Raw genomic sequence first — 23,036 nt, 5'->3', positions numbered from 1 at the left:
AACGCCTGCCGTCCCGATTGACACAGAACACGCCAAGCGGCTCAGCGGTGGACATCGGCCGATGGCGCCAGCAGCATGCGGCTCAATCATTTTCGCTTCCTTCTGGCTGGCGGTCAGCGATCACGCTCGGCGTGAAGTCCGATCCGGTGAAGTGCACGTCAAGGCTGTAGTTGAGTGCGCACTGTTTCTCTGCGGATAACACCCTTCCTCGCACCATGGTTGAAATCAATTCGAACAAATCGAGTCTATATGGCGCCAGAAATGGAGGCGGTCGCTTGCTCTGTCCAACCCTAAAGCTTGTGCTGCACATCCACTACACCCGGAGCCTCAGCCCGAGGACGCCGATCTGAGCGGTGCCACAGTCCAACCGCGCCCTACCCGCCCGCAGTCAAACCACGACCGACCACCCAAACACACAGCGAGAGGCTTCCAATGATCCGGACCGGTGAGCAATTCCTAGAGTCACTTCGCGACGGTCGCGTCGTATATGTCGGCGGCGAACTGATCGACGATGTGACCACCCACCCCAAGACGCGGGCGCAGGCTGCCAGGCTCGCAGAGTTCTACGACCTGCACCACAAGCCCGAACTGCAGGACATCATGACATTCGTCGACGAAGACGGCGAACGGCGATCGATGATGTGGTACCGCCACGTCAATGCTGAAGAGCTGACCAGAAAACGGCACTACCTCGAGACCGTCATCAAGAAACTCGGCGCGGGCAGCACCCCACGCACCCCGGCGGCCAACAACTACTGTCTGCTCACTTACGCCGACGACCCGCAGCCGTGGAGTGATCAATCCATCGGAACCGACGGCCGCGACCTCACCGTCGGCATCCGCGAGTTCTACCAAATGGTCTCCGACAACGACTACAACTGTGCGCTGGCGTTCATCGATCCCCAGGTCGATCGCTCCAAAGACCGTACCCAAGTCGACTCACCCGCCCTCCGCATTGTCTCAACCAATGACGAGGGCATCATCGTGCGCGGCGTCAAAGCCGTCGCCACAGGTGTGCCGTTCGCCGACTTCCTCCACATGGGCGTATTCGTCCGGCCCGGCATGCCAGGTGAAGAGGTGATCTACGGGGCCATCCCAGTGAACGCGCCCGGCATCACCGTGATCAGCCGGGAAACCACCGTCAAAGACGATCCGGTGAACCATCCGCTGGCCTCGCAGGGGGATGAGCTGGACTGCACGGTCCTCTTCGAAGACGTACTAATCCCGTGGAAATACGTATTCCACATCGGCAACCCACAACACGCCGCCCTGTACCCCCAGCGCGTATTCGACTGGGTGCATTATGAGGCGCTAGTGCGCCAAATGGTGCGCGCTGAGCTGATGGTCGGGCTGGCGATGCTGATGACCGCCCACATCGGTACCTACCAGATCCCGCCGGTGCAAGTTCGACTGGCCAAGCTGGTCGAATTCCACCAAGCGCTACGCGCTTTCGTCATCGCTTCGGAAAACCAAGGCTTCTTGTCGCCATCAGGCTTGTACAAGCCCGATGTCTTGTTGTTCAACATGGGCCGGGCCTACTACCTCGACCACGTCCGCACAGTGGTCGGCGAAGTGATCGATCTGGCCGGACGCGCATCGCTGCTGTTTCCCAGCGAGGAGCAGTGGAACGTCCCGGCGCTGCACGACTGGCTCGAGCAGCTGCACACCGGCGCGACCGGCAGCCCGCACGACCGGCTGCAAATCTCGCGGGCGATCCGCGATCTCTTCCTCACCGACTGGGGCGATCGCCTGACCACCTTCGAGCAGTTCAACGGTTCGCCGATCCTGACGATCCGCACATTGACCATGAAGCGCGCGGATATGTCGCCGACCGGATCGATCACCGAACTGGCACGCGAAATCTGCGGCATCGCCTCCGGGGAAGCGGACAACACCTACGAAAAGCAGGCCGAATACGCCCGGCGGCTCGACTCGGCAACTGCCCGCTAACCTTGCAGGACAAGCGTTTTCACCCATATCGTCACTAGACTGTGTCGGCGGACAACGGCGTCCGCCGACACAGTGTCACTTTCCTTCAGCCACAACATGATTCCGCCACGATCCCAGGAGAACAAGCGATGCCCTATCACATTTCACGAGCAGCCGACAGAGTGTTTAGCGAGGTCAAAGGTATCCCTGGGCTCACCGAGGCGATCATGGTGGGTGAGGAGCACGGCTCTCATCACATGGAAGTGTCGCTGCGCAAGCTCGAAGCCGGGGCCACCATCGGATGGCACCGCAGCCCGTTCGAGGAGTCGTGGGTCATCCGCGGCGGCTCGGGCCGCGTGTCACTCGCTGGCCTGGTCTACGACCTCGGCGTCGGTGACTATGGCGTCGCCCCAGTCGGTTTGACCCATTCACTGACCGCTGGCGACGGGGGACTGGAATACTTCTGCGTCAAGGCTCCGAAACCCCCCAACTTTGAGGGCGCCCGCAGCCAGATAGCCGCTCCGCCGATCGAGGGCGAGAACCTGGGCCGGCCATCGGAATCCGATCCGCGCCACCGCTTCGTCGGGCACTTCGAGGAGTCGGACATGGGCCCGGTCCACGACCTGAACATGCCCGGGTACCACGGACCCAACATCAAGAACATCTACATCCGGATGATGGTCGATCAGCTGCTGGGCGCTCAGCATCACACCGTGTTCATGGCCAAGATCGCAGCCGGCTCGGGTCCGGGCAGAGCCGCCAAGGTCCACTACCACCCGTTCGAGGAGATCTACTACTTCATCGACGGCGGCATGCACGGCTGGCTCGACGGCAACGAGGAAACCACCGAAACCGGCGACCTGGTGTGGGTCAGCACCGACGGAACCCACGGGTTCATCAACGAGAACAATGTTGACGCACGCTGGATCGAAGTCCAATCACCCGTACCGCCGACGTCGGATGCCTTCTTCTTCCCCGACGACTGGAAGAACCTGCCCGAACACACGCACTGAGCACACAACAGGGGCGCCGGCTGGGCAGACCGTGGGTTGAATGCTCACGGTCTGCACTCGGGTCCCGATGCGCCTCGCTGCTGGTTTCGCCTCGGGTAACGCCGCAACGACCATGCTCGCGGCATGGACAAGCCGAGTTTGGTGACCGCCCTATTCGATGCGTACAACGATCGTGACCTGGCTGCGGTCGAAGCGCTTTATACCGCGAACGCCACGCACGAGGACGTCGCGATTGGTCACCCCAAGCACGGGTCCAAGGACATCGTCGACGGCTTGACCTACTTCCTCGAGCGTTTCCCAGATGCGAACTGGGCGCTGCGCGGCCATGTCGACGGAGCCTCGTTCAGTACTGGCTGGTACCACTTGACGGGAACCCTGCAGGCCGATTTCGGCAAGGTCGCCGCGGCGAACCAGAAACTCGACTTGCGGGGAGTCATGGTGGTCACCCATGACGGCGGCCGAATCACCAGCACAGCAGATTACTGGGATATGGGCACCTTCCAACGGCAGATGAGCACTTCGGGTTCAGCTTCGTGAGCCGACGACCTTTGAGGTTGGGCAGGCGGCAAGGTCACCCTTGACCGAAATTTAGTCGCTAGGTGTCAGTCCGGGATGAGCCCACCTCGTGTCACCGGGCGGAATCTAGGTCGCCAGGCATGGTCGTTGACGTGTTGCGTTGCTTGCTGATCGACAGTGGTGTACCTGTCGCAGAAGACTGCGAACTAGTCAGCGACCAGAACGTGGCCGCACATGCGCTGGGTGGACGTAGGGCCGGCGTTGACTCCCGCGACACGCCGGAGGCCTTTGAGTCGTTGGGCGAGAACGGAAATCGCGGGAGCGAAAGGCTAGGCGACGCAGGACGCGATCGGCCGCGCGGGTGAATTCCACCAACTCGGCGTTGAGCTCTCAACGCACACGCTGTGTGTGGTCTTCGGTGGAGGTAAGGATGGCGCCGCTGAACACCACACCCTCGGCGGTTTCGCCCGGCGAGGCAATCATTTTCGAACAACCACGGTGCCCGGTCCCGCGCTAAGGGCGCGGTATGTTCTTCTGCCACGACCCGTGATCCCCTCGCTCGCAGGGGAGATCGACGAGCCGCCGCAATCCAGACGTCATGCTTTGTCGAGGCGGCTGGAGGCGCGTGCCCCCCGGATGAAAGCGAGGGATAAAGACAGCCCACCATCGTGACGCGACAAACTAGCTCGGCGCGAAATCGCGCTACTCGACCAGCCCACGACGCTAGCCGCCTGAGTGTCTATCGAGACAGCTGGTCGGCACGAGGAACCGCCGGCGTCGGCGACACCACCGGAGCGCCGTCGTACTCGCTCACAAGCTCGCGCACCCGAGGAATGACAGTGGTGCCATAAAGCTCGATGCAACGCATCGACTTTTCATGCGACAAGTCGCCCGCACTGTACTTCAGATCGAACCGCGCGACACCGAGCGCGTTGACAGTATCGGCGATACGGCGCGCGACGGTCTCGGGCGAGCCGACATACAGAGAACCGTGGTCAGCCTCACGCTCGAATTCCCCCCGCTGCATCGGCGGCCAGTGTCGCTCTTTGCCGATGCGATCGCGCATCACTTTATAGGCCGGCCAGAACTCGTCACGCGCCGCCTCGTCGGTGGCTGCGACATAGCCTGGCGAATGCATGCCGATCGGCTGCGGTGCCATTTCCAACTTCTGGTAAGCGCGGAAATGCAAGTCGATATAGGGCAAGAACCTCTTCGGATCGCCGCCAATGATCGCCAGCATCATCGGCAGGTCGTAGCGGGCCGCCCGCACCACGGATTCCGCGCTTCCACCGACCCCAATCCACGTCCTGAGCGGGGCGTGTTCGACTGGAGGAAAGACCCGCTGGTTCATCAGCGGTGGACGCAACTGACCCTGCCACGTCACGGGCTCCTGGTTGAGCAGCGCGGCGAACAGATCGAGTTTCTCCTCGAACAGCTCCTCGTACTGATCGAGCGGAAACCCGAAGAGGCTGAAGGATTCGGTGAATGAACCGCGGCCGAGAATGACCTCGGCCCGTCCGTTCGAGACGGCGTCCAGCGTGGCGAAGCGCTCGAACACCCGAATCGGATCGTCGGAACTCAAGACAGTGGTGGCCGAGCCGAGCCGGATTCGTGTGGTGCGCGAAGCGATCGCGGCCAGCACGACTTCAGGCGCAGACACGGCAAAATCCGCGCGGTGATGCTCGCCGACACCGAAGGAGTCGATGCCCAATTCGTCGGCCAGCGTCGCCTGGTCAACGAGATTTCTGATCACGACCGCCTGCGGAAGGAGTCCACCGGCGCCATCACCGGTGACGTCACCGAAGGTGTTAATGCCCATCTGAAGCTGCTCGGTCATCGGGTCAAGCGTCCTTTCGTGTATTCACAAGTCAGCTCGATGAGCTATGACTTCTTCTCGAACTCGCTGCCATTGAAGGTCAAAGCTCCCCCGACGGCTACCAATCCGGTGCAGCGCAGTGCTGCTGAAGCGGCAATCCAGGAGCCACTGTCGCCCACACGTCGCCAACTTGCTGGGATCCTCATATCAACGTCTTAGAGGGGTCGGGCCTTCCGGGCAGGACGAGTCAGCCGCGACACCGATGTCATCCTGGGCATGGGATATCGCCCTCACCCAGCCCCATGCCCGGCGGGAACGCGTTCAGTCTCACGCGTCGGCCCCGGTGCTGTCCCATCACCAAATGGCCGGCCTCCTAACGCTTCCCGGCCATGGGGCGTCAACCAGTTCGCCAGTTCCGGTCCCTTCGGCACGATTTGGGTCGGATTGATGTTGGTGTGCACGATGTAGTAGTGCTGTTTGGTCTGCACGAAATCGACGGTGTCGCCGAATCCAGGGGTCTGGAACAGGTCCCGCGCGTAGGCCCACAGCGCTGGCATCTCGGTGAGCTTGGCGCGATTGCACTTGAAGTGGCCGTGGTAGACCGCGTCGAAGCGGACCAACGTGGTGAATAGCCGGATATCGGCTTCGGTGATGGTCTCACCGACCAGATACCGCTGATTCTCGAGTCGCGCCGAAAGCCAGTCCAACGCCGTGAACAGCCGGTCATAGGCTTCCTCGTAGGCGTCCTGCGAGCTGGCGAAGCCGCAGCGGTACACCCCGTTGTTGACGTCGGTATAGATGCGCCCTATCACATCGTCGATTTCAGCGCGCAGCGGTTCCGGGTACAGCTGCGGGGCGCCCTCGCGATGAAACGCCGACCACTCGGTGGACAAGTCCAGCGTCATTTGGGCGAAATCGTTGGTAACGACCTGGCCAGTCGGCACATCGACGATCGCCGGCACCGTGATGCCTTTGGGGTAGTTGGGGATACGGGCGAAATACGCGTCCTGCAGCCGCGGGATCTTCAGCACGGGGTCCACACCGCCCGGGTCGAGGTCAAAGGTCCAGCTGCGCACGTCGTGGGTGGGACCGCAAAATCCGATCGACAGCGCATCTTCGAGCCCCAACAACCGTCTCACGATAATCGTGCGATTCGCCCACGGGCAGGCCCGCGCCACGATCAACCGGTATCGGCCGGGCTCGACAGGGTAGCCGTCGCGGCCGTCGACGGTGATGCGGGTGGTGATGTATTTAGTGTCGCGGTCGAACTCGCCGCCGCTCACAGAGCCACCCACGCCACTCGTCCGCGCGGCGCACACACCGTGCAGTCGCGCCGCGCACCCGTGCACCCCCAAGTCACTAGTGGCACTGGCACTACCATGATCGAGATTCCTCCTCTACGGCTCGACCGGGCCCCGCCGAGTTGGCTGCCTGCTCGGCCGATATCCGATTTCATTGTTGACCCGTCTCGCCGGGTCGGGATCCGGCGCGCTCATCCATCGTGCCCATCTTGCGTGAACGGCGGCGAAATCCGGCTCCTCACATTGCGTGCTCACGCCGGCCTAACGCTGACCGGGCTATCGTCCGTACCCCTGAGGACACATTCAGCTGCCTGGCGGCTACAGCATCGGCGGCGGCAACGACCGCGCTGTACCCGTCATACCGTTGAGCGCCCTTCAGAGACATGTTCAAACACGATGGTGGCATTTCTTGCGTGCGCACGCAATAATCCTGTGATGGCCCGTCCGCGGCACCGCCGCTTCGCGCGCTGACGTGGGGGACGCTTCCAGCCGGGCTAAGGAGACAACGATGCGAGCAGCCCCGAACCTCGCCGATACACCAACACAGCCCGACTATCACGCCGGAAACACCTGATGACTCACCCAACGCCGCCCCTTGCGCAGCTGGTGCGCTCCGTCGTCGACGCGCATCGACACCTACGCGCCCCGCTTCTGGTGGTCCTGCAAGCAATCCAGGACCGCGCTGGCTACATCGACGAAGAGGTGATCCCGCTGCTGGCCACCGAGCTGAATCTGTCACGAGCCGATGTTCACGGCGTGGTGACGTTCTACCGGGACTTTCGGCGCGAGCCCCCTGGCCGGACCACCATTCGGGTGTGCCGCGCCGAGGCCTGCCAATCGGTGGGTGCCGAGCAGCTGGTGGCCGCCCTTGAACGCGCGCTCGGGGTGAAGGTCGGCCAAACCGCCGATGATGGGTCGACCACATTCGATCAGGTCTTCTGCTTGGGCAACTGCGCACTCGGGCCGTCCGCCCAAATCAACGGCCAGGTGCATGGTCGGCTCGATACCGATCGCGTGCTGGCCATCGTGCAGGCGCAGGCGTCATGACCACGACGGTGTACGTGCCCGGCGACTCCGCGGCGGCCTCGGTAGGGGCACACGAAGTGGCCGTCGCGCTGGAGCGCGAAGCGGCCCTGGCCGGCAAACACATCACACTGGTGCGCAACGGAACACGCGGAATGCTGTGGCTCGAGCCGCTCGTCGAGGTCGACACCGACCGAGGCCGAGTGGGATACGGTCCCGTCAACGCCGAGGACATCGGCGATCTCATCGCAGCCGGAATGCTCGACGGCGCCCCGCACGCACTGTGCCGAGGTGTCATTGAGGATCTACCGTGGATGCGCGACCAGCAACGTCTGTGTCTCGCGCGTGTCGGCGTCACCGATCCGGTATCGCCGTCTGATTACGTCAACCACGGCGGTCTGGCCGGCCTGCGCCGCGCCCTGGACTTGGAGCCGTCCGACGTGGTGTCCGAAGTGACCGAGTCGGGGCTGCGCGGCCGCGGCGGTGCGGGGTTTCCGGCGGGTATCAAGTGGAAGACCGTCGCCGAGGCCTCCGCAGAGACGAAATTCGTCTGCTGCAACGCCGACGAGGGGGACAGCGGCACCTTCGCGGACCGTGTCGTGCTGGAAGGTGACCCCTTCGCCCTTCTGGAAGGGATGACGATCGCCGGCTACGCCGTCGGCGCGGCCGAAGGCTACATCTATCTGCGCTCGGAGTACCCCGACGCTGCCGCGGTGCTCACTCGGGCCCTGGAGGTTGCCCGCGCCCAAGGGTGGCTCGGCGACAACATCCTGGACTCGGGGTTCAGCTTCGACATCTTCCTGCGGGTCGGCGGCGGGGCCTACATCTGTGGCGAAGAGACCTCGATGCTGGAAAGCCTGGAAGGCAAGCGCGGCATGGTCCGCGCCAAACCCCCGATTCCGGCCATCACGGGACTCTTCGGCAAACCCACCGTGGTCAACAACGTGCTCACCCTGGTCAGTGTGCCCACGATCCTCGCCGGCGGCGCGAAGGCCTACGCCGCACTGGGCGTGCAGCGCTCCCGCGGCACCCAAGTGTTCCAACTCAGCGGCAACGTCGCCCGCGGCGGCGTATTCGAGACCGCGTTCGGGATCTCGCTCGCCGAGCTGGTCAACGAGTACGGCGGCGGCACCCGCTCCGGTCGACCGGTGCGCGCCGTACAGGTCGGCGGCCCGCTGGGCGCCTACATCCCCGGCTCGCACCTCGACATCGCCACCGACTACGAAACCTTCGCCAGCACCGACGCGATGCTCGGACACGGCGGCATCGTGGTATTCGACGACACCGTGGACATGGCCGCGATGGCGCGCTTCGCCATGGAGTTCTGCGCCGAGGAATCCTGCGGCAAATGCACCCCGTGCCGCATGGGTGCGGTGCGCGGCGTAGAAGTCATCGACCGCATCGTCGCCGGTCAGGACACCGACGGCAATCTCGCCCTGTTGAACGACCTCTGCGAGGTGATGACGGAGGGATCCCTGTGCGCGATGGGCGGCTTGACCCCTAATCCCGTGCGCAGCGCCCTGCTGCACTTCCCCGACGATTTCACCGCTCGAAACACGAAGGACGCATGATGACGCTCATCAAAGATTGCGATCTCGGTACCCCGGCCCCCGCGGTCGACGCCGCGCCGGTCACGGTGGAGATCGACGGCATGCCAGTGACCGTAGGGGAGGGCACCTCGGTGCTGCGGGCGGCCGCGCTGGCCGGAGTCAACATCCCCAAATTGTGTGCCACCGACAGTCTGGACGCCTTCGGCTCCTGCCGGCTGTGCCTGGTCGAAATCGATGGCCGGCGCGGCACCCCCGCCTCGTGCACCACCCCGGTCACCGACGGGATGACGGTGCACACCCAGACACCCAAGCTGGAAAAGCTGCGCCAGGGCGTCATGGAACTCTACATTTCCGATCACCCGCTGGACTGCCTGACCTGCCCCGCCAACGGCGACTGTGAACTGCAAGACATGGCCGGCGTGGTCGGGCTGCGTCAAGTCCGCTACGGCGCCGACGGCCACAACCACCTCGACCTCGAAACCGACCACAGCAACCCCTATTTCGACTTCGACCCCTCGAAATGCATCGCCTGCTCGCGCTGTGTGCGCGCATGCGGCGAAATCCAAGGCACCTTCGCGCTCACCATCGAAGGACGCGGCTTCGACTCCAAAGTGTCCGCCGGTGCCGGCGAGCTGTTCGCCGACTCCGAATGCGTGTCCTGCGGCGCATGTGTGCAAGCCTGCCCGACCTCGACACTGCAAGAAAAATCCGTCGTCAATCTGGGCATCCCGACCCGCACCGTCGAAACGACGTGTGCATACTGCGGCGTCGGCTGCTCATTCAAGGCCGAACTACGTGGCGACGAACTGGTCCGGATGGTGCCCAGCAAGGCCGGCGGCGCCAACGAGGGCCACTCGTGTGTCAAGGGACGGTTCGCGTTCGGCTACGCCACCCACCCCGACCGCATGCTCGAACCGATGATCCGCGAGCACATCAGCGACGAATGGCAGGTGGTGGACTGGGACACCGCCATCAGCTACGTCGCCGCCCGGATGCGCGACATCCAGCAGCGCTACGGGACCGGCGCCATCGGCGGGATCACCTCGTCGCGCTGCACCAACGAAGAGGTCTACGTGGTGCAGAAGATGGTGCGCGCCGCATTCGGCAACAACAACGTCGACACCTGCGCCCGGGTGTGCCACTCACCGACGGGCTACGGCCTCAAACAAACGCTCGGCGAATCCGCGGGCACCCAGGACTTCCGGTCCGTCGCGAAGTCAGACGTCATCCTGGTGATCGGCGCCAACCCCACCGATGCACACCCGGTCTTCGCCTCCCGGATGAAGCGCCGGCTGCGCGACGGGGCCAAACTGGTGGTCATCGACCCCCGCAGCATCGACCTGGTCCGCTCGCCGCACATCGAGGCCCAACACCATCTGCGACTCAACCCGGGAACCAACGTCGCGATCGTCAACGCGCTGGCCCACGTCGTGGTCACCGAGGGGCTGGTCAACCAGGAGTTCGTCGATGCCCGCTGCGAAGGCTTCCAGCAGTGGGCGCAATTCATCGCCCAACCGGAGCACAGCCCAGAGGCCACCGAGGCCATCACCGGTGTTCCCGCTGACGACGTCCGAGCCGCGGCACGGCTGTACGCGACGGGCGGCAACGCCGCCATCTACTACGGACTGGGCGTCACCGAGCACAGCCAGGGCTCGACCATGGTGATTGGAATGGCCAACCTGGCCATGGCCACCGGCAACATCGGCCATGACGGGGTCGGGATCAATCCGCTGCGCGGCCAGAACAACGTCCAAGGCTCCTGCGACATGGGATCCTTCCCGCACGAACTACCCGGCTACCGACACGTCTCCGACGACACGGTGCGCGGCGTATTCGAGTCGCTATGGCAGCGGCCATTGCTGGCCGAGCCCGGGCTGCGGATCCCAAACATGTTCGATTCCTCCATCGACGGATCATTCCGTGGCCTCTACGTCCAAGGCGAAGACATCGCGCAGTCCGACCCCAACACCAACCACGTTCACGCCGCGCTGGCGGCCTTGGAACTACTCGTCGTACAGGATCTGTTTCTCAACGAGACCGCCAAATTCGCTCATGTATTCCTGCCCGGCACGTCGTTTCTGGAGAAGGACGGCACCTTCACCAACGCCGAACGCCGGATCAACCGAGTACGGCCGGTGATGACACCCCGAACAGGCAAGCACGAATGGCAGATCCCCTGCGAGATCGCCCAAGCCATGGGCTATCCGATGTCCTACGATCATCCCAGCCAGATCATGGACGAAATCGCCACCGTCACACCCACTTTCGCCGGAGTGTCATTCGACAAGCTGGACACCTTAGGCAGCGTGCAGTGGCCCTGCAACGATGCAGCGCCCGAGGGAACCCCGATCATGCATGTCGACGAATTCGTCCGCGGCAAAGGCAAATTCATTCCCACCACGTTCGTTCCCACGACCGAACGATCCACCCGCAAGTTCCCACTGATCCTGACCACCGGCCGTATCCTGAGCCAATACAACGTGGGCGCACAAACTCGCCGCACCCCAAACGTGTTATGGCACAAGGAAGATGTCTTGGAGATTCATCCCCATGACGCCGAAGTGCGCGGTGTCACCGACGGAGCGCAGGTGACAATGACCAGCAGAGCGGGCCAAACGACACTGCGGGCCCTGATCTCGGACCGAATGCCACCCGGGGTGGTGTACACGACCTTCCATTACCCCACCACCGGCGCCAACGTCGTCACCACCGACAACTCGGACTGGGCGACCAACTGCCCCGAATACAAAGTCACCGCCGTACAAGTCGCGCTGCGGCCATCCGCAAACGGTTCCGCCACGCCAGAGGCGCACGCACATTCCCTCGTCAGCTCCGGCGAACCGAGGTGACAATGGCCGCTCCTGCCGAGATCAGGCTCGCCAACGAGATCGCCGCCCAATTCCGCAACCTGCCACTGGAGCACGGGGCCGCAGCGATCGCCACGCATATCCTCAACTTCTGGGACCCACGGATGCGCGCTCGGTTAATCAACCAAGTAACTCAAGCCGGCGACAACTGCGATGCCCTCATCGCGGCCGCCGCCAACTTGGTCGAGCATGGTCGCCCGCTCAAACCATGGGGCGGGTGACCGCACGGCGGCCGGTACTGCGCATCCATGACGGCCAGTACTCCCGCCGCCCCGACTCCCTGGCCGCCGAAGAACCCCTCGAGATCCGCGTCGGTGGACGCGCGCTCACCGTCACTATGCGCACACCGGGTCAGGACTTCGACCTAGCGGCCGGTTTCCTCGTCAGCGAGGGCGTGGTGTCCTCACCGGATCACCTCGCCCAGATCCGCTACTGCGCAGGAGCCGTCGACGGCATCAATACTTACAACATCGTCGATGTCAGCCTGGCCCCCGGCGTGGCGGCGCCCGATGCGTCGCTGGAACGCAACTTCTACACCACCTCCTCGTGCGGGCTGTGCGGCAAAGCCAGCCTGGACGCGGTGCGCACCTCTGCGCGATGGCGCGTCGACAAGGACGCGCTCACAATTGCGCCCCACACCCTGACTGCTCTGCCCCAGAGACTGCGCGCCGCTCAGAAAGTCTTCGACAGCACCGGTGGGCTGCACGCCGCTGGCTTGTTCAACGCCCGGGGCGAACTGCTCTGCCTGCGCGAGGACGTGGGCCGACACAATGCCGTGGACAAGGTCATCGGCCAGGCATTGCGCCGCGGACAGCTACCGCTGCGCGCGACCATCCTGATGGTCAGCGGCCGCGCCTCCTTCGAACTGGTGCAAAAAGCCCTCATGGCCGGGATCCCGATGCTGGCCGCCGTATCGGCCCCTTCGTCGTTGGCCGTTGACCTCGCAATCGACAACGGCCTGACGCTCGTCGGCTTCCTTCGGGGTAGCTCAATGAACGTCTACGCCGGCTCTGAGCGTCTGCAACCAGAACGGGTCTAGTGAGGCAACGGAGATGGAGTCGAAACACCCCGTAGAACGAGCAATCCCCGACGTTCCCGACGCGATCGCCGAGATGATCGACCTCAGCACCGACATGCTGTGGCGCTACCTGAGCGACCGCGACGGTCTCAGCGTGAGCGCGACGCTGGTATTGAACCGACTCAACCGCCAAGGCCCGATGCGCTTAACAGCACTCGCTTCGGCCGAGGGCGTCAGTCAATCGGGAATGACCCAACTCGTACAGCGTATGGAAGGTCAAGGGCTGCTGGAGCGTTCGACTGATCCCGACGACGGCCGAGCGTCGTTGGTCATGATCGGCGAGACCGGCCGCCGTTTCTGTGATGCGCGCACCAACAGATGGCGACAGCGCATCGCTGAGTTGTTGCCCGCTGTGTGTCGAGACGATCAGACGGCGTTGTGGCTAGCAACCCAGGTGGTTGTGCGCATTCTCGGCCAGATGACGACAGCTGCCGATCGGCAGGCACAGGTGGGAGCCGAGCTCACGGGCTAGCAGGTCTGCCGAGCGCGGCTACAGCCACAAGCCGTGGGCTGAGCCTGCCGACACCACATTCACCGACACGGCCGCCTGCACCGTTATCACATGTCGGCCCACACCGTTAACGCCGCACTCACGCACCGTTGCGAGGCTTTCATCACATTCGAACCGCAACTCCGCAACAGCTGAAAGGGGGCCGAGATGACGAGCGACACCAGAAAGCTCCAACCTCTACCGCCCGACAGCGTCCACGCGTCAGCCGCCCACACCGACTCGCATGCGGCCATGGGCGACCGGACTCGGCTACGTCGCCGGCACGTCAGGCGGCACCCCGATGAGCATCGTGCTGGCATGGCGCAGCGGCCGCGAGGTAGTCGCTACACGCCGAACCCATTCGCTATCCCGAGATCGCTGCTCGACGTCGAAGCGATCACTGTTCCCTCTTCCCGGTGAACCGGGATACACAACCAAAAGGAAAATTATGCGCACAGGAGCCGAATTCATCGCCTCGCTCAACGACGGTCGTCGAGTGTGGGTCGGCGACGAACTCATCGAGGACCTCGCCACCCACCCGAAGACCAAGGGCTACGTCGAGGCGATCGCGAAGTTCTACGACCTGCACCACGACCCGGAATTTCAAGACCGCACCACCTTCGTNGCCTCGCTTGACGACGGTCGTCGAGTGTGGGTCGGCGACGAACTCATCGAGGACCTCGCCACCCACCCGAAGACCAAGGGCTACGTCGAGGCGATCGCGAAGTTCTACGACCTGCACCACGACCCGGAATTTCAAGACCGCACCACCTTCGTCGACGAGGCCGGTGTACGTCGCTCCCGGGTTTGGTTCATTCCCCGTACCAAGGAGGAGTTGCGCCAGCGGCGGGCGTTTTACGAGACCATGATGCGCGAAGTCGGCGGCACCGCCTTCTCTCGCATGCCCGATTCCAGCAACGCAGTGCTGCTGACCTACATCGATGATCCCGAGCCCTGGGAAACCCAGTCGATCGGCACCGAAGGGCGGCCGCTGGCCCAAAACATCCGCGACAAATGGGCGTTCTTCGCCGACGAGGACATCTACACCTCGGCCATGTTCATNCCAGTCGATCGGCACCGAAGGGCGGCCGCTGGCCCAAAACATCCGCGACAAATGGGCGTTCTTCGCCGACGAGGACATCTACACCTCGGCCATGTTCATCGACCCGCAAACCGATCGCGGCGGCGACGGATCAGGCCCCTCACCCGCACTGACGATCGTGGGAGAAACCGACGAAGGCATCATCGTGAACGGGGTGAAGCCCGTCGGCACCAGCGCAGCGTTTGCCCAGTGGCTGCACCTCGGGGTGTTCTTCCGCCCGGGTCTGCCGCCGGATCAGGTGATCTTCGGGGTCATCCCCACCAATACGCCCGGTGTCACGATCGTGTCCCGCGAGTCCTACGTCAACGACGACGCCGCCAACCACCCAATGGCAGCGATGGGCGACGAACTCGACTCCGCGGCCATCATCGAGAACGTTCTGATCCCGTGGGACTGTGTGTTCCACGTCCGGAACGTCGAACACGCCATGCTGTACCCAAAGCGCGTCTTCGACTGGCACCAGTACTACGTCCTGGTGCGGGCCGCCGTGCGCGCCGAGCTGATGGTCGGGCTGGCCATGGCCATGGCCAACAGCCTAGGCACCTACGAGATTCCCGAGGTCAAAGTCCGGCTGGCGAAATTCGTTGAATTCCAACACATTCTGCAGGCAGCGGTCCTTGCCGCCGAGGAGCACGGGTTCATCACCCCCGGCGGCCAGTTCAAACCGGCACCACTGCGCGTCGACACCGGGCGCGCCTACTTCCTCGAGCATTACCCGGCAATGATCCAGGAACTGCTCGACCTGTGTGGTCGGGTGGCACTGATGTACCCCTCTGAAGGTCAGTGGAACGACGAGAAGCTGCGCAAGTGGATGGAGCCCACGGTCACCGGCGCGCACGGAGACGGCTATGACCGCATCAAGATGGCCCGGGTGATCCACGACCTGTTCCTCACCGAGTGGGGCACTCGTCAGCAGATGTTCGACAACTTCCAATCCACCCCGCTGCGCATGATCCGGTTCCTGAACATGATGCGCTTCTACCAAACCCCCACTGGCGACCACATCGACTTCGCCCGCCAGGTGTGCGGTATCGAGAAGGCCGAAACTGCAATCGACGCACAGCCGGCCTACATCCGCCGCATCGACCGCGCCGCCGCACCGGCGGGCGCCGCAACCTAAGAAGCCGACCGGTCCCGCGGGCGGATGAGCCCGCCCGCGGGCCGGCACGGCGGTGAAAGACAGTCTTGGTGGCCCTGCCCGCCGAGCGTTCAGTCAGCTACCCACCGGGTATCGATACGGTGCACACTGTGTGGTGAAATCGGCTCTTGCGAGCGACGGATCGATACTGTCCGGTGCATCGATCTTTGCTGCCCTCGACCCCACAGTCGAAACGAAACAGGCTGAGGTTCGCGGGATCTGCCTCGCGGTCAACGAAGAACGTTGATGGTCCGGTTCGTGGCCGCAACATCCCCACTCGACGGGCGGATCACTAGCATCATGATCGCACGGGCTCGGCAGTGAATTCGACGGGCACCGACGTCACGGGCATCAACTGACCCGACTGCATGCCAGCCACGGTGACCTCACCCACGAGCCGAACATCGGGCAGCCGCCTCAGCAGTTCCCTGACAGCCACGCGCATTTCAGCACGCGCCAGATTGTGCCCCACGCACACATGCAAGCCACCCCCGAACGCGACGTGAGGGTTCGGCGAGCGCTGGGGATTGAACCGATCAGGTTCATCGAACTGCCGCCCATCACGATTGGCCGCGGCAAGGTTCATCATCACCCGAGTGCCCTCCTCGAGCGCCACACCACCAAGCATCGCCGTCCCATGAACCGTCCGTGCGAAGAACTGAAGCGGCGTAACCAGACGCAAGCTTTCCTCAATGACGCGAGACAGCAACTTCGAATCGGCAGCAACCCGGTCTCGCAGACCCGCTTCGACGAGCACATGCCCAAGAAGCCCTGCGATGCCGGTCGCTGTGGAGTGATGACCCGCCAGGAGAAACGCAACCATGATTCCGTTGACCGTTGGTTCATCGACCGCGACGCCGTCGACCTCACCGTGAGCCAACATCGTCAAGTAATCATCACGGGGAGCGACTCTACGCGCTCGCAGCTTGTCGGTGTAAAACGCGACGAACGCGTCCATGTTCGCTGGAAAATCAGTAGTTCCGATGCTGTCGAACATCGTTATCGCGATGTGGCGCACCTCAACGGATTCGTCGAAGTCAAGCCCGACCATCTAACCTACCACGATCGCAGGCAACTGTTCGGCGAACTCCGGTGCCAGGTCTGCAGTTCCGCGGTCAGCGAAGGAGTCAATGAGACGGTTGGCGCTCTCAGAAATCGTCGGCTCAAAGGCCCGGACCGCGCGCGGAGTCAGTAGCCGGTTGTACATGATCGCGCGAATCGTGGTGTGCTCGGGAGCGTCGAATTCCAAAGCGGGCAGCCGAGGTAGGCCGGTGTCGGGAATGAACACACCTTCTCCGGAGGTGTATGTCGCCGGGTCGGCCATGATCGCCTTCACGTCGGCGTAGCGGCTGACATACTCGTATCCGCCGTAACGGTCACTATGGGCAACCGGACAGCCCTCCCGCATCGACGCGTACATCTGGCGCAGCTGCGATGCGGGTACGGTCGAATTCATGTGGTCGAAGTTCGTTGATCGGTCACCGATGTTCGTCCTGCCGGCATTCATGGTCGACTAAATCCTCCCAGGGGAATCGGACAGTGTGCAGGTGGCCTCAGGGCTGCTTCGTTGAACTTTACAAACTGAAAACCTCTCGGGCACAACCACATCCGCTCCACATCTGTGCAGCGTATGCCCTGGCGGTCATGTCGTTCAGCGTGTGGTACCACGGTAGCGGCTGCGCCGCGATAGGCAATGCGGCAGCGCAATTCGGCCACCCAACCTGCGCGAAACGTCCATAACTCGGGTTTGCCGCGGTGTGTCCGCGGCGAGAGCGGCGACACTGTCTGCTCGGCTGGCTGGAGTCGACCGGACTCGGACGCGATGCCAAGCAGATCCGTAGTCGCAAATCAAGAAACCGGTCTCAGCCGCATCCATGCTCGGTGTGTATCAATCTAGCGCCCTTACTCGATCTGTCGCCACGACGCGTGCCGCGCAGTGTTTGCGACGGTGTCTGTCCATAGGTTCGTGCGTACCGGTCGGCGAACCGGCCGACGTTGGTAAAGCCCCACCGTCGTGCCACATCGGTGACTGTGGCGCCCAACCCCGGGTCCGCGGCCTGAAGCTCTTCATGAGCACGTCGCAACCGCGTCTTGAGGATGTAGGCATGCGGCGTTGTCCCCAGGGAGCGTCTGAAATTCTCCTGCAGCGCACGCAGGCTCATACAGGTACTTATGGCGACAGCGTTCGGCGTCGCTGACAGGGGGTGGGCTTCGATGTAGTCGACCGCCGCCGATATCGCGGCGCGCCCGCCGCCGAAGTCTTTCGCCATGAATTCAGGCCGCCAACTATTCGGCTGGGCAACCAGCGTGGTGAGCAGGATGTGATCGCGTAGCCGAGCGGCCAACGAGGGAGCAATACTTTGGCCCGGAATACATTGAGCGACAGCAAGTTCAGTCACCCGCGCGCAGCCGCGCAGGCTTTCGACGACGCGAAGGTCGGTGACCTCACGCGCAAAAGTGAGCTGATTGTCGGCGGGCGAGTCGAGCGTCGTCGCGAAATCCCTCAGCGTCGAGACGTCAATTCTGTAGCAGAACATCGACAAATCTGGGCTCCACCGCATCTCGAATGGCTCGTCGAACGAGAGCAGCACGGCGCCTCGGCCCGCCCGCGCCTCAAAGCGGGTGCGGCCCTGACGAAGTTCCAAACTGCCTTCCAGCGGCACGCAGACCGCCATGAAGGCGGCCAGCGGTGGGGCAGTCACCTTCAGGTGAGCACGATAAGACATGTAGAACAGCGATACTCCGCCGACGGATATGCCATTAACCGAGGCGTTCAGTTTAGCAGTTTCTGGGATATGAAGCCGGTGTTCAGCCAGCAGTGCGGCCGCGCTTCGCTCACACTCACCGACCGACGTCGAACGTATCAGCGCCCAACGCGACAAAGGTTCGACGGTCACGATCATGTGCTCCTAGCGAGTCCGGCGGGACCCCGCCGATCGCCCGACGGCGAATCGACGCCGCCTACCCGGCCGAGCAACGACACACAGCCGAAACTTCTGCGTCGAGCGCGTGGTTGAAGCGTCACATCTCTTCTCCGCGCTGCACCAACTACGTCACGATGACCACCATCACGACCCACACGGCGACCTGAAGTACGCGCAGACGGGCGCCTCCACACTAAACGCTGCTTGAGCGTGCAAGCAAGGCTTGAGCGTGCAAGCAAGCAGCGATCCGGAACAGGCCCTCGTTGGCCGCCGCGCCGGTCTTCAAGCCCGCAGCGGTCGCTGCTCACAGAGCCGGTAATGCTCGGACCCCGCTCGAGCCCACTCGAACGGCGCACATGCCGTCATCAGATTCTCGTCGTATCTGCGACCGATGAGTTGAAGGCCAACAGGAAGTCCCGGATCAGTCCGGCAGGCAACGAGGCCGCGGGATGACGAGCCGGCCGCGGTCCCGTGCCTGCTCAGCCCTCGCTCATGAAGGGCTGGTCAATGACGTACTTCCAGGTTCCGTCGGCTTGGCGACGCGCGACTTCGGTGGTGATGCCCCGAAGATCGACGGGGTTGCCGTCCTCGTCGTGGCCGCCGTCCATGACGTAGTCCATGCTGCTGAGTGCGATGTCGCCACGGATGATCCAGGGCCGCGGGGTGGTGCGCAGCTGTCCACCCATGGCGAGGAACTTTCGTATTACCGCCTCGATCGCATCGTGTCCCTGGACCGGTTCCGCGCCGGGATTCGGGACGACCACCGCGTCCGGTTCGTACATCGTCATCAACAGACGCAGGTCACCGGCGTTGAACGCGTCGGTCCAGCGATGATTGAGGTTCTTGGAGGGTGCGGCGGGATCGTTCATGATCGGCCCACTTCCGGTTCCAGCAGGGTGGATGAAGAGCCGACCGGCGCGGCTGGCGGCCTACACCATTCGACGAGCGATGAGTGTCCTCGCCGTACGTGAGCAAGCCGTGAACGTCGTTGCGGCCGGGAGCCCGACGGCGAATTCGACAACCTCATCATGTCCGAGACGGCGCAATATCGATCAATCGTGAACTGGCTAAACCGGCCGCGTCCATGACCGCGGCTCGCCACGTGGCTTCGACAGCGGTGTTGAACATGGTCGCCGGACCGCCCAGTGAGTGAGATAGCCCCCACGGGATGGGCCTTGGCATCCACAACTCGACTGTTCAACGCCGGCCCCACGGTCGCTGGAGCAGATCTGGCGGCCGACCAGCTCGACCACGCAGGCGAGCACTGAATTCTGCACACCCAGGGACCAGGCCGGATCGATCCGAAGCGCACCTTTCATCAAGGCCAGGCCCGGCGTATGGGTGCGCCGCTCCGCTAGACGACGCTTTTTGACGTCGGGTCTATTGGCGGGGCGTTATCAACTACCCGCCGTTCAGCGTTAACGGCTCGCTCACGCCTAGATTGCGAGACTTACGTCACGTTTTAAGCCACGACGCCGCACCTGCCGAAAGGGTTGAGATGACCGACGGAAAGCCCGAGTTTCTGCTGCCTGATGGTGTTCATGCTCCACCGGCTAACACCTACTCACATGCGGTCGTCGCAGGCGGTGTTGTCTACGTCGCAGGTCAAGTAGGTATCGATCCGTCAGGCAAGCTGCTGGAGGGCTTTGAAGCCCAGGCCACGCAGGCCCTAGAGAATCTGAGCGCCGTGCTAACGGCAGCCGGGGCCAAACTCGGCGACGTGGTCAAGGTCCAGGTCCTCGTCTCCGAGCCCTCCGATGCGGCGACCTACCGCGGGCTGCGCGAGAAATACCTGCCGCAGCGGCCCGCCAGCACCCTCTACGCGCCGAAGGCGTTCGCCATCCCCGGTCTGCTCTTCGAAATCGAAGCGATCGCCGTCCCATCTTCGCGTTGAGCGGATCAACACGAACTGAAGGAAAACCATGCGCACAGGAGCCGAATTCATCGCCTCGCTTGACGACGGTCGTCGAGTGTGGGTCGGCGACGAACTCATCGAGGACCTCGCCAGCCACCCGAAGACCAAGGGCTACGTCGAGGCGATCGCGAAGTTCTACGACCTGCACCACGACCCGGAATTTCAAGACCGCACCACCTTCGTNACCTCGCCAGCCACCCGAAGACCAAGGGCTACGTCGAGGCGATCGCGAAGTTCTACGACCTGCACCACGACCCGGAATTTCAAGACCGCACCACCTTCGTAGACGAGGCCGGTGTACGTCGCTCCATGGACTGGTTCATCCCCTCCACCAAGGAAGAGCTGCGTCGCCGCCGCACCTACTACGAGACGATGATGCGCGAGGTCGGCGGCACCTCGTTTTCCCGGATGCCTGATTCCAGCAACGCGGTGCTGCTGACCTACATTGATGATCCCGAGCCCTGGGAGACGCAGTCGATCGGCACCGAAGGGCGGCCGCTGGCCCAAAACATCCGCGACAAATGGGCGTTCTTCGCCGACGAGGACATCTACACCTCGGCCATGTTCATCNGCAGTCGATCGGCACCGAAGGGCGGCCGCTGGCCCAAAACATCCGCGACAAATGGGCGTTCTTCGCCGACGAGGACATCTACACCTCGGCCATGTTCATCGACCCGCAAACCGATCGAAGCGAGCATGGGTCCGCGGCCTCGCCGGCGCTGACCATCGTGGACGAAAACGACGAAGGCATCCTGGTGCGCGGTGTCAAGCCCGTCGGCACGAGCGCAGCTTTCGCGCAATGGCTGCACCTCGGGGTGTTCTTCCGCCCGGGCCTACCACCGGATCAGGTGATCTTCGGCGTGATCCCCACCAACACTCCTGGTGTCACAATCGTTGCGCGAGAGGCGTATGTGAACGACGACGCCGCCAATCACCCGCTCGCTGCGATGGGTGACGAGCTGGATTGCGCGGCGATCATCGAGGACGTTCTGATCCCGTGGGACTGTGTGTTCCACGTGCGAAACGTCGAGCACGCCGTGCTTTACCCGATCCGCGTTTTCGACTGGCACCAGTACTACATCCTGGTGCGGGCCGCCGTGCGTGCGGAGCTGATGCTCGGGCTGGCCATGGCCATGGCCGACAGCTTGGGCACCTTCCAGATTCCGGAGGTCAAGGTCCGGCTGGCGAAGTTCATCGAATTCCACTCGATCCTTCGGGCCTCGGTCGTCGCCTCCGAGGAGTTCGGTTTCATCACCCCCGGCGGCCAGTTCAAACCGGATCCACAGACCGTCGACACGGGGCGCGCCTACTACCTCGAGCATTACCCGGCGATGATCCAGGAACTGCTCGACCTGTGTGGTCGGGTGGCGCTGATGTACCCCTCTGAAGGTCAGTGGCACGACGAGAAGCTGCGCAAGTGGATGGAGCCCACGGTCACCGGCGCGCACGGCAACGGTTATGACCGCATCAAGATGGCCCGGGTGATCCACGACCTGTTCCTCACCGAGTGGGGCACTCGTCAGCAGATGTTCGACAACTTCCAAGCCACCCCGCTGCGCATGATCCGGTTCCTGAACATGATGCGCTGGTACCAAACCCCGGCTGGGGAAGCCGTCGACTTCGCCCGTCAGCTGTGCGGCATCGAAGCCGCCGACACCGAGACGGACGCACAGCCCGACTACATCAAGCGCATCGACCGGCCGGCCAACCTGGCCTCGGCTACCCCCTGACTATCCACCCACACCGAGGAGATCTCATGCCTATGACCCTGTCCCGCACCGCTCGTGAACCGGATTTGGCGACATTCCGGGCGGCGTTTAGCCAGCTACCCAGTGGGGTGTCGATTGTGTCAGTGCCCTACGGGGACACAGTCGTGGGCATCACCGTCAGCTCGCTGAGCTCGTTGTCGGCGGACCCGCCGCTGCTGATGTTCAATGTTGACCGCCGCGCCCGCAGCCACGATCTGCTTGTCGAGGCGGGCTGCTTCGGGGTCAACGTGCTCGCCGAGGATCAGTCGTCGATCTCCGACCACTGCGCGCGCCGCGGTTCCTCCAAGGACATCGCGCATCTGTGCATGGACGCTTCCACCACATCCAGTCCGGCTCTCGCAGACGTTGCCGTGCATTTCGACTGCACCCTTGAGGCGGTGCACCCCGGAGGAGATCACTCGATCTTCGTCGGGCGCATCCACCGCATCGTGCTGCGCGACGACATCGACCCCCTGGTGTATTGCGGTGGGCGATACCGCCGGACCGAACGGTTTCCCAGCTCAGATGCGCAGCCGGCGGTGGGGCAGTGGGCGAATATCGGAGATTTCCACGACTGGACCTTCTGGTGAGCCGCCAGGCCGCCGATCCCACCCACTTCAACGCCG

General features: G+C 63.4%; 20 protein-coding genes and 4 pseudogenes. 18 read left to right on the top strand and 6 right to left on the bottom strand.

Translation table 11 applies throughout. The features are described 5' to 3' along the window. Positions 1–432: 432 nt before the first annotated feature. From MCHLDSM_RS34555 to MCHLDSM_RS34545, 3 genes are all read left to right on the top strand, one after another. Complete coding sequence (locus MCHLDSM_RS34555; protein ID WP_048474271.1) at positions 433–1,950, top strand: 4-hydroxyphenylacetate 3-hydroxylase N-terminal domain-containing protein; 1,518 nt, start codon at positions 433–435, stop codon at positions 1,948–1,950. A gap of 161 nt (positions 1,951–2,111) precedes the next feature. Then, positions 2,112–2,942: a cupin domain-containing protein gene (locus tag MCHLDSM_RS34550; protein ID WP_158023753.1), complete on the top strand. Its 831-nt coding sequence runs from the start codon at positions 2,112–2,114 to the stop codon at positions 2,940–2,942. A gap of 123 nt (positions 2,943–3,065) precedes the next feature. After that, positions 3,066–3,479 (top strand): nuclear transport factor 2 family protein, encoded by a 414-nt coding sequence (locus MCHLDSM_RS34545; RefSeq protein ID WP_048474269.1) that lies wholly within the window; start codon positions 3,066–3,068, stop codon positions 3,477–3,479. Positions 3,480–4,197: 718 nt separating this feature from the next. Here the strand turns inward: MCHLDSM_RS34545 and MCHLDSM_RS34540 are convergent. Continuing rightward, positions 4,198–5,295, bottom strand: coding sequence for an LLM class flavin-dependent oxidoreductase (locus MCHLDSM_RS34540; protein ID WP_048474268.1), 1,098 nt, complete (start codon positions 5,293–5,295; stop codon positions 4,198–4,200). 269 nt (positions 5,296–5,564) lie between these two features. Continuing rightward, a complete protein-coding gene (locus tag MCHLDSM_RS34535) occupies positions 5,565–6,557 on the bottom strand; it encodes a glutathione S-transferase family protein (protein WP_234714293.1) in 993 nt (330 codons plus the stop codon). A 624-nt stretch (positions 6,558–7,181) separates the two neighbouring features. On the opposite strand from MCHLDSM_RS34535, the gene MCHLDSM_RS34530 reads away from it, so the two are divergent. From MCHLDSM_RS34530 to MCHLDSM_RS40625, 9 genes and pseudogenes are all read left to right on the top strand, one after another. After that, entirely contained in the window at positions 7,182–7,622 is a 441-nt protein-coding gene (locus tag MCHLDSM_RS34530) for an NADH-quinone oxidoreductase subunit NuoE family protein (RefSeq protein WP_234714292.1), read from the top strand. Then, complete coding sequence (locus MCHLDSM_RS34525; protein ID WP_048474266.1) at positions 7,619–9,169, top strand: formate dehydrogenase beta subunit; 1,551 nt, start codon at positions 7,619–7,621, stop codon at positions 9,167–9,169. The genes MCHLDSM_RS34530 and MCHLDSM_RS34525 overlap by 4 nt, the downstream gene beginning before the upstream one ends. Beyond that, complete coding sequence (gene fdhF, locus MCHLDSM_RS34520; protein WP_048474265.1) at positions 9,169–11,997, top strand: formate dehydrogenase subunit alpha; 2,829 nt, start codon at positions 9,169–9,171, stop codon at positions 11,995–11,997. The genes MCHLDSM_RS34525 and fdhF overlap by 1 nt, the downstream gene beginning before the upstream one ends. 2 nt (positions 11,998–11,999) lie before the next feature. Then, positions 12,000–12,236 (top strand): formate dehydrogenase subunit delta, encoded by a 237-nt coding sequence (locus MCHLDSM_RS34515; protein WP_048474264.1) that lies wholly within the window; start codon positions 12,000–12,002, stop codon positions 12,234–12,236. Beyond that, positions 12,224–13,054 carry a formate dehydrogenase accessory sulfurtransferase FdhD gene (gene fdhD / locus MCHLDSM_RS34510; RefSeq protein ID WP_048474263.1) on the top strand — a complete coding sequence of 277 codons (831 nt, stop codon included), beginning with the start codon at positions 12,224–12,226 and terminating at the stop codon, positions 13,052–13,054. Before MCHLDSM_RS34515 ends, fdhD begins: the two co-directional genes overlap by 13 nt. 13 nt (positions 13,055–13,067) lie before the next feature. Further along, a complete protein-coding gene (locus tag MCHLDSM_RS34505; protein WP_048474262.1) occupies positions 13,068–13,565 on the top strand; it encodes a MarR family winged helix-turn-helix transcriptional regulator in 498 nt (165 codons plus the stop codon). A gap of 262 nt (positions 13,566–13,827) precedes the next feature. Beyond that, a pseudogene (locus tag MCHLDSM_RS40270) lies at positions 13,828–14,207 on the top strand (4-hydroxyphenylacetate 3-hydroxylase N-terminal domain-containing protein); the annotation flags it as partial. Positions 14,208–14,232: 25 nt separating this feature from the next. After that, positions 14,233–14,645: pseudogene (locus tag MCHLDSM_RS40630) on the top strand (4-hydroxyphenylacetate 3-hydroxylase N-terminal domain-containing protein); the annotation flags it as partial. A gap of 92 nt (positions 14,646–14,737) precedes the next feature. Next, the gene (locus tag MCHLDSM_RS40625) at positions 14,738–15,805 is read left to right on the top strand and encodes a 4-hydroxyphenylacetate 3-hydroxylase C-terminal domain-containing protein (protein ID WP_053083176.1); all 1,068 of its coding nucleotides are present in this window, start codon (positions 14,738–14,740) and stop codon (positions 15,803–15,805) included. Positions 15,806–16,121: 316 nt separating this feature from the next. Here MCHLDSM_RS40625 and MCHLDSM_RS36865 read toward each other — a convergent pair whose 3' ends face one another. From MCHLDSM_RS36865 to MCHLDSM_RS34480, 4 genes are all read right to left on the bottom strand, one after another. After that, complete coding sequence (locus MCHLDSM_RS36865; RefSeq protein WP_234714291.1) at positions 16,122–16,874, bottom strand: cytochrome P450; 753 nt, start codon at positions 16,872–16,874, stop codon at positions 16,122–16,124. Then, positions 16,875–17,243 carry a cytochrome P450 family protein gene (locus MCHLDSM_RS36860; protein WP_131722729.1) on the bottom strand — a complete coding sequence of 123 codons (369 nt, stop codon included), beginning with the start codon at positions 17,241–17,243 and terminating at the stop codon, positions 16,875–16,877. A gap of 442 nt (positions 17,244–17,685) precedes the next feature. Then, positions 17,686–18,726, bottom strand: coding sequence for an AraC family transcriptional regulator (locus tag MCHLDSM_RS35255; protein WP_082169220.1), 1,041 nt, complete (start codon positions 18,724–18,726; stop codon positions 17,686–17,688). A gap of 500 nt (positions 18,727–19,226) precedes the next feature. Then, positions 19,227–19,616, bottom strand: coding sequence for a YybH family protein (locus MCHLDSM_RS34480; RefSeq protein ID WP_048474260.1), 390 nt, complete (start codon positions 19,614–19,616; stop codon positions 19,227–19,229). Positions 19,617–20,245: 629 nt separating this feature from the next. On the opposite strand from MCHLDSM_RS34480, the gene MCHLDSM_RS34475 reads away from it, so the two are divergent. From MCHLDSM_RS34475 to MCHLDSM_RS34465, 6 genes and pseudogenes are all read left to right on the top strand, one after another. Then, on the top strand, positions 20,246–20,641 hold the full coding sequence (locus MCHLDSM_RS34475; protein ID WP_048474259.1) for a RidA family protein: 396 nt from the start codon (positions 20,246–20,248) through the stop codon (positions 20,639–20,641). A 28-nt stretch (positions 20,642–20,669) separates the two neighbouring features. Further along, positions 20,670–20,845: pseudogene (locus tag MCHLDSM_RS40010) on the top strand (4-hydroxyphenylacetate 3-hydroxylase N-terminal domain-containing protein); the annotation flags it as partial. Position 20,846: 1 nt separating this feature from the next. After that, positions 20,847–20,948, top strand: a 102-nt coding sequence (locus tag MCHLDSM_RS40705; protein WP_459542937.1) for a hypothetical protein, incomplete at its 5' end; no start/stop codon positions are given. Between the two features lie 23 nt (positions 20,949–20,971). After that, positions 20,972–21,232 (top strand): annotated as a pseudogene (locus tag MCHLDSM_RS40005) (2,4,6-trichlorophenol monooxygenase); the annotation flags it as partial. 92 nt (positions 21,233–21,324) lie between these two features. Then, positions 21,325–22,392 (top strand): 4-hydroxyphenylacetate 3-hydroxylase C-terminal domain-containing protein, encoded by a 1,068-nt coding sequence (locus MCHLDSM_RS34470; RefSeq protein ID WP_131722728.1) that lies wholly within the window; start codon positions 21,325–21,327, stop codon positions 22,390–22,392. A gap of 26 nt (positions 22,393–22,418) precedes the next feature. After that, positions 22,419–23,000, top strand: coding sequence for a flavin reductase family protein (locus tag MCHLDSM_RS34465; protein ID WP_082169219.1), 582 nt, complete (start codon positions 22,419–22,421; stop codon positions 22,998–23,000). Positions 23,001–23,036: the final 36 nt, after the last annotated feature.

This window comes from Mycolicibacterium chlorophenolicum (assembly GCF_001044235.1).
GTDB classification, from domain to species: domain Bacteria; phylum Actinomycetota; class Actinomycetes; order Mycobacteriales; family Mycobacteriaceae; genus Mycobacterium; species Mycobacterium chlorophenolicum.
Note: the sequence above shows the minus strand (reverse complement) of the source record. Positions and strands in the feature narration are given on the sequence as shown.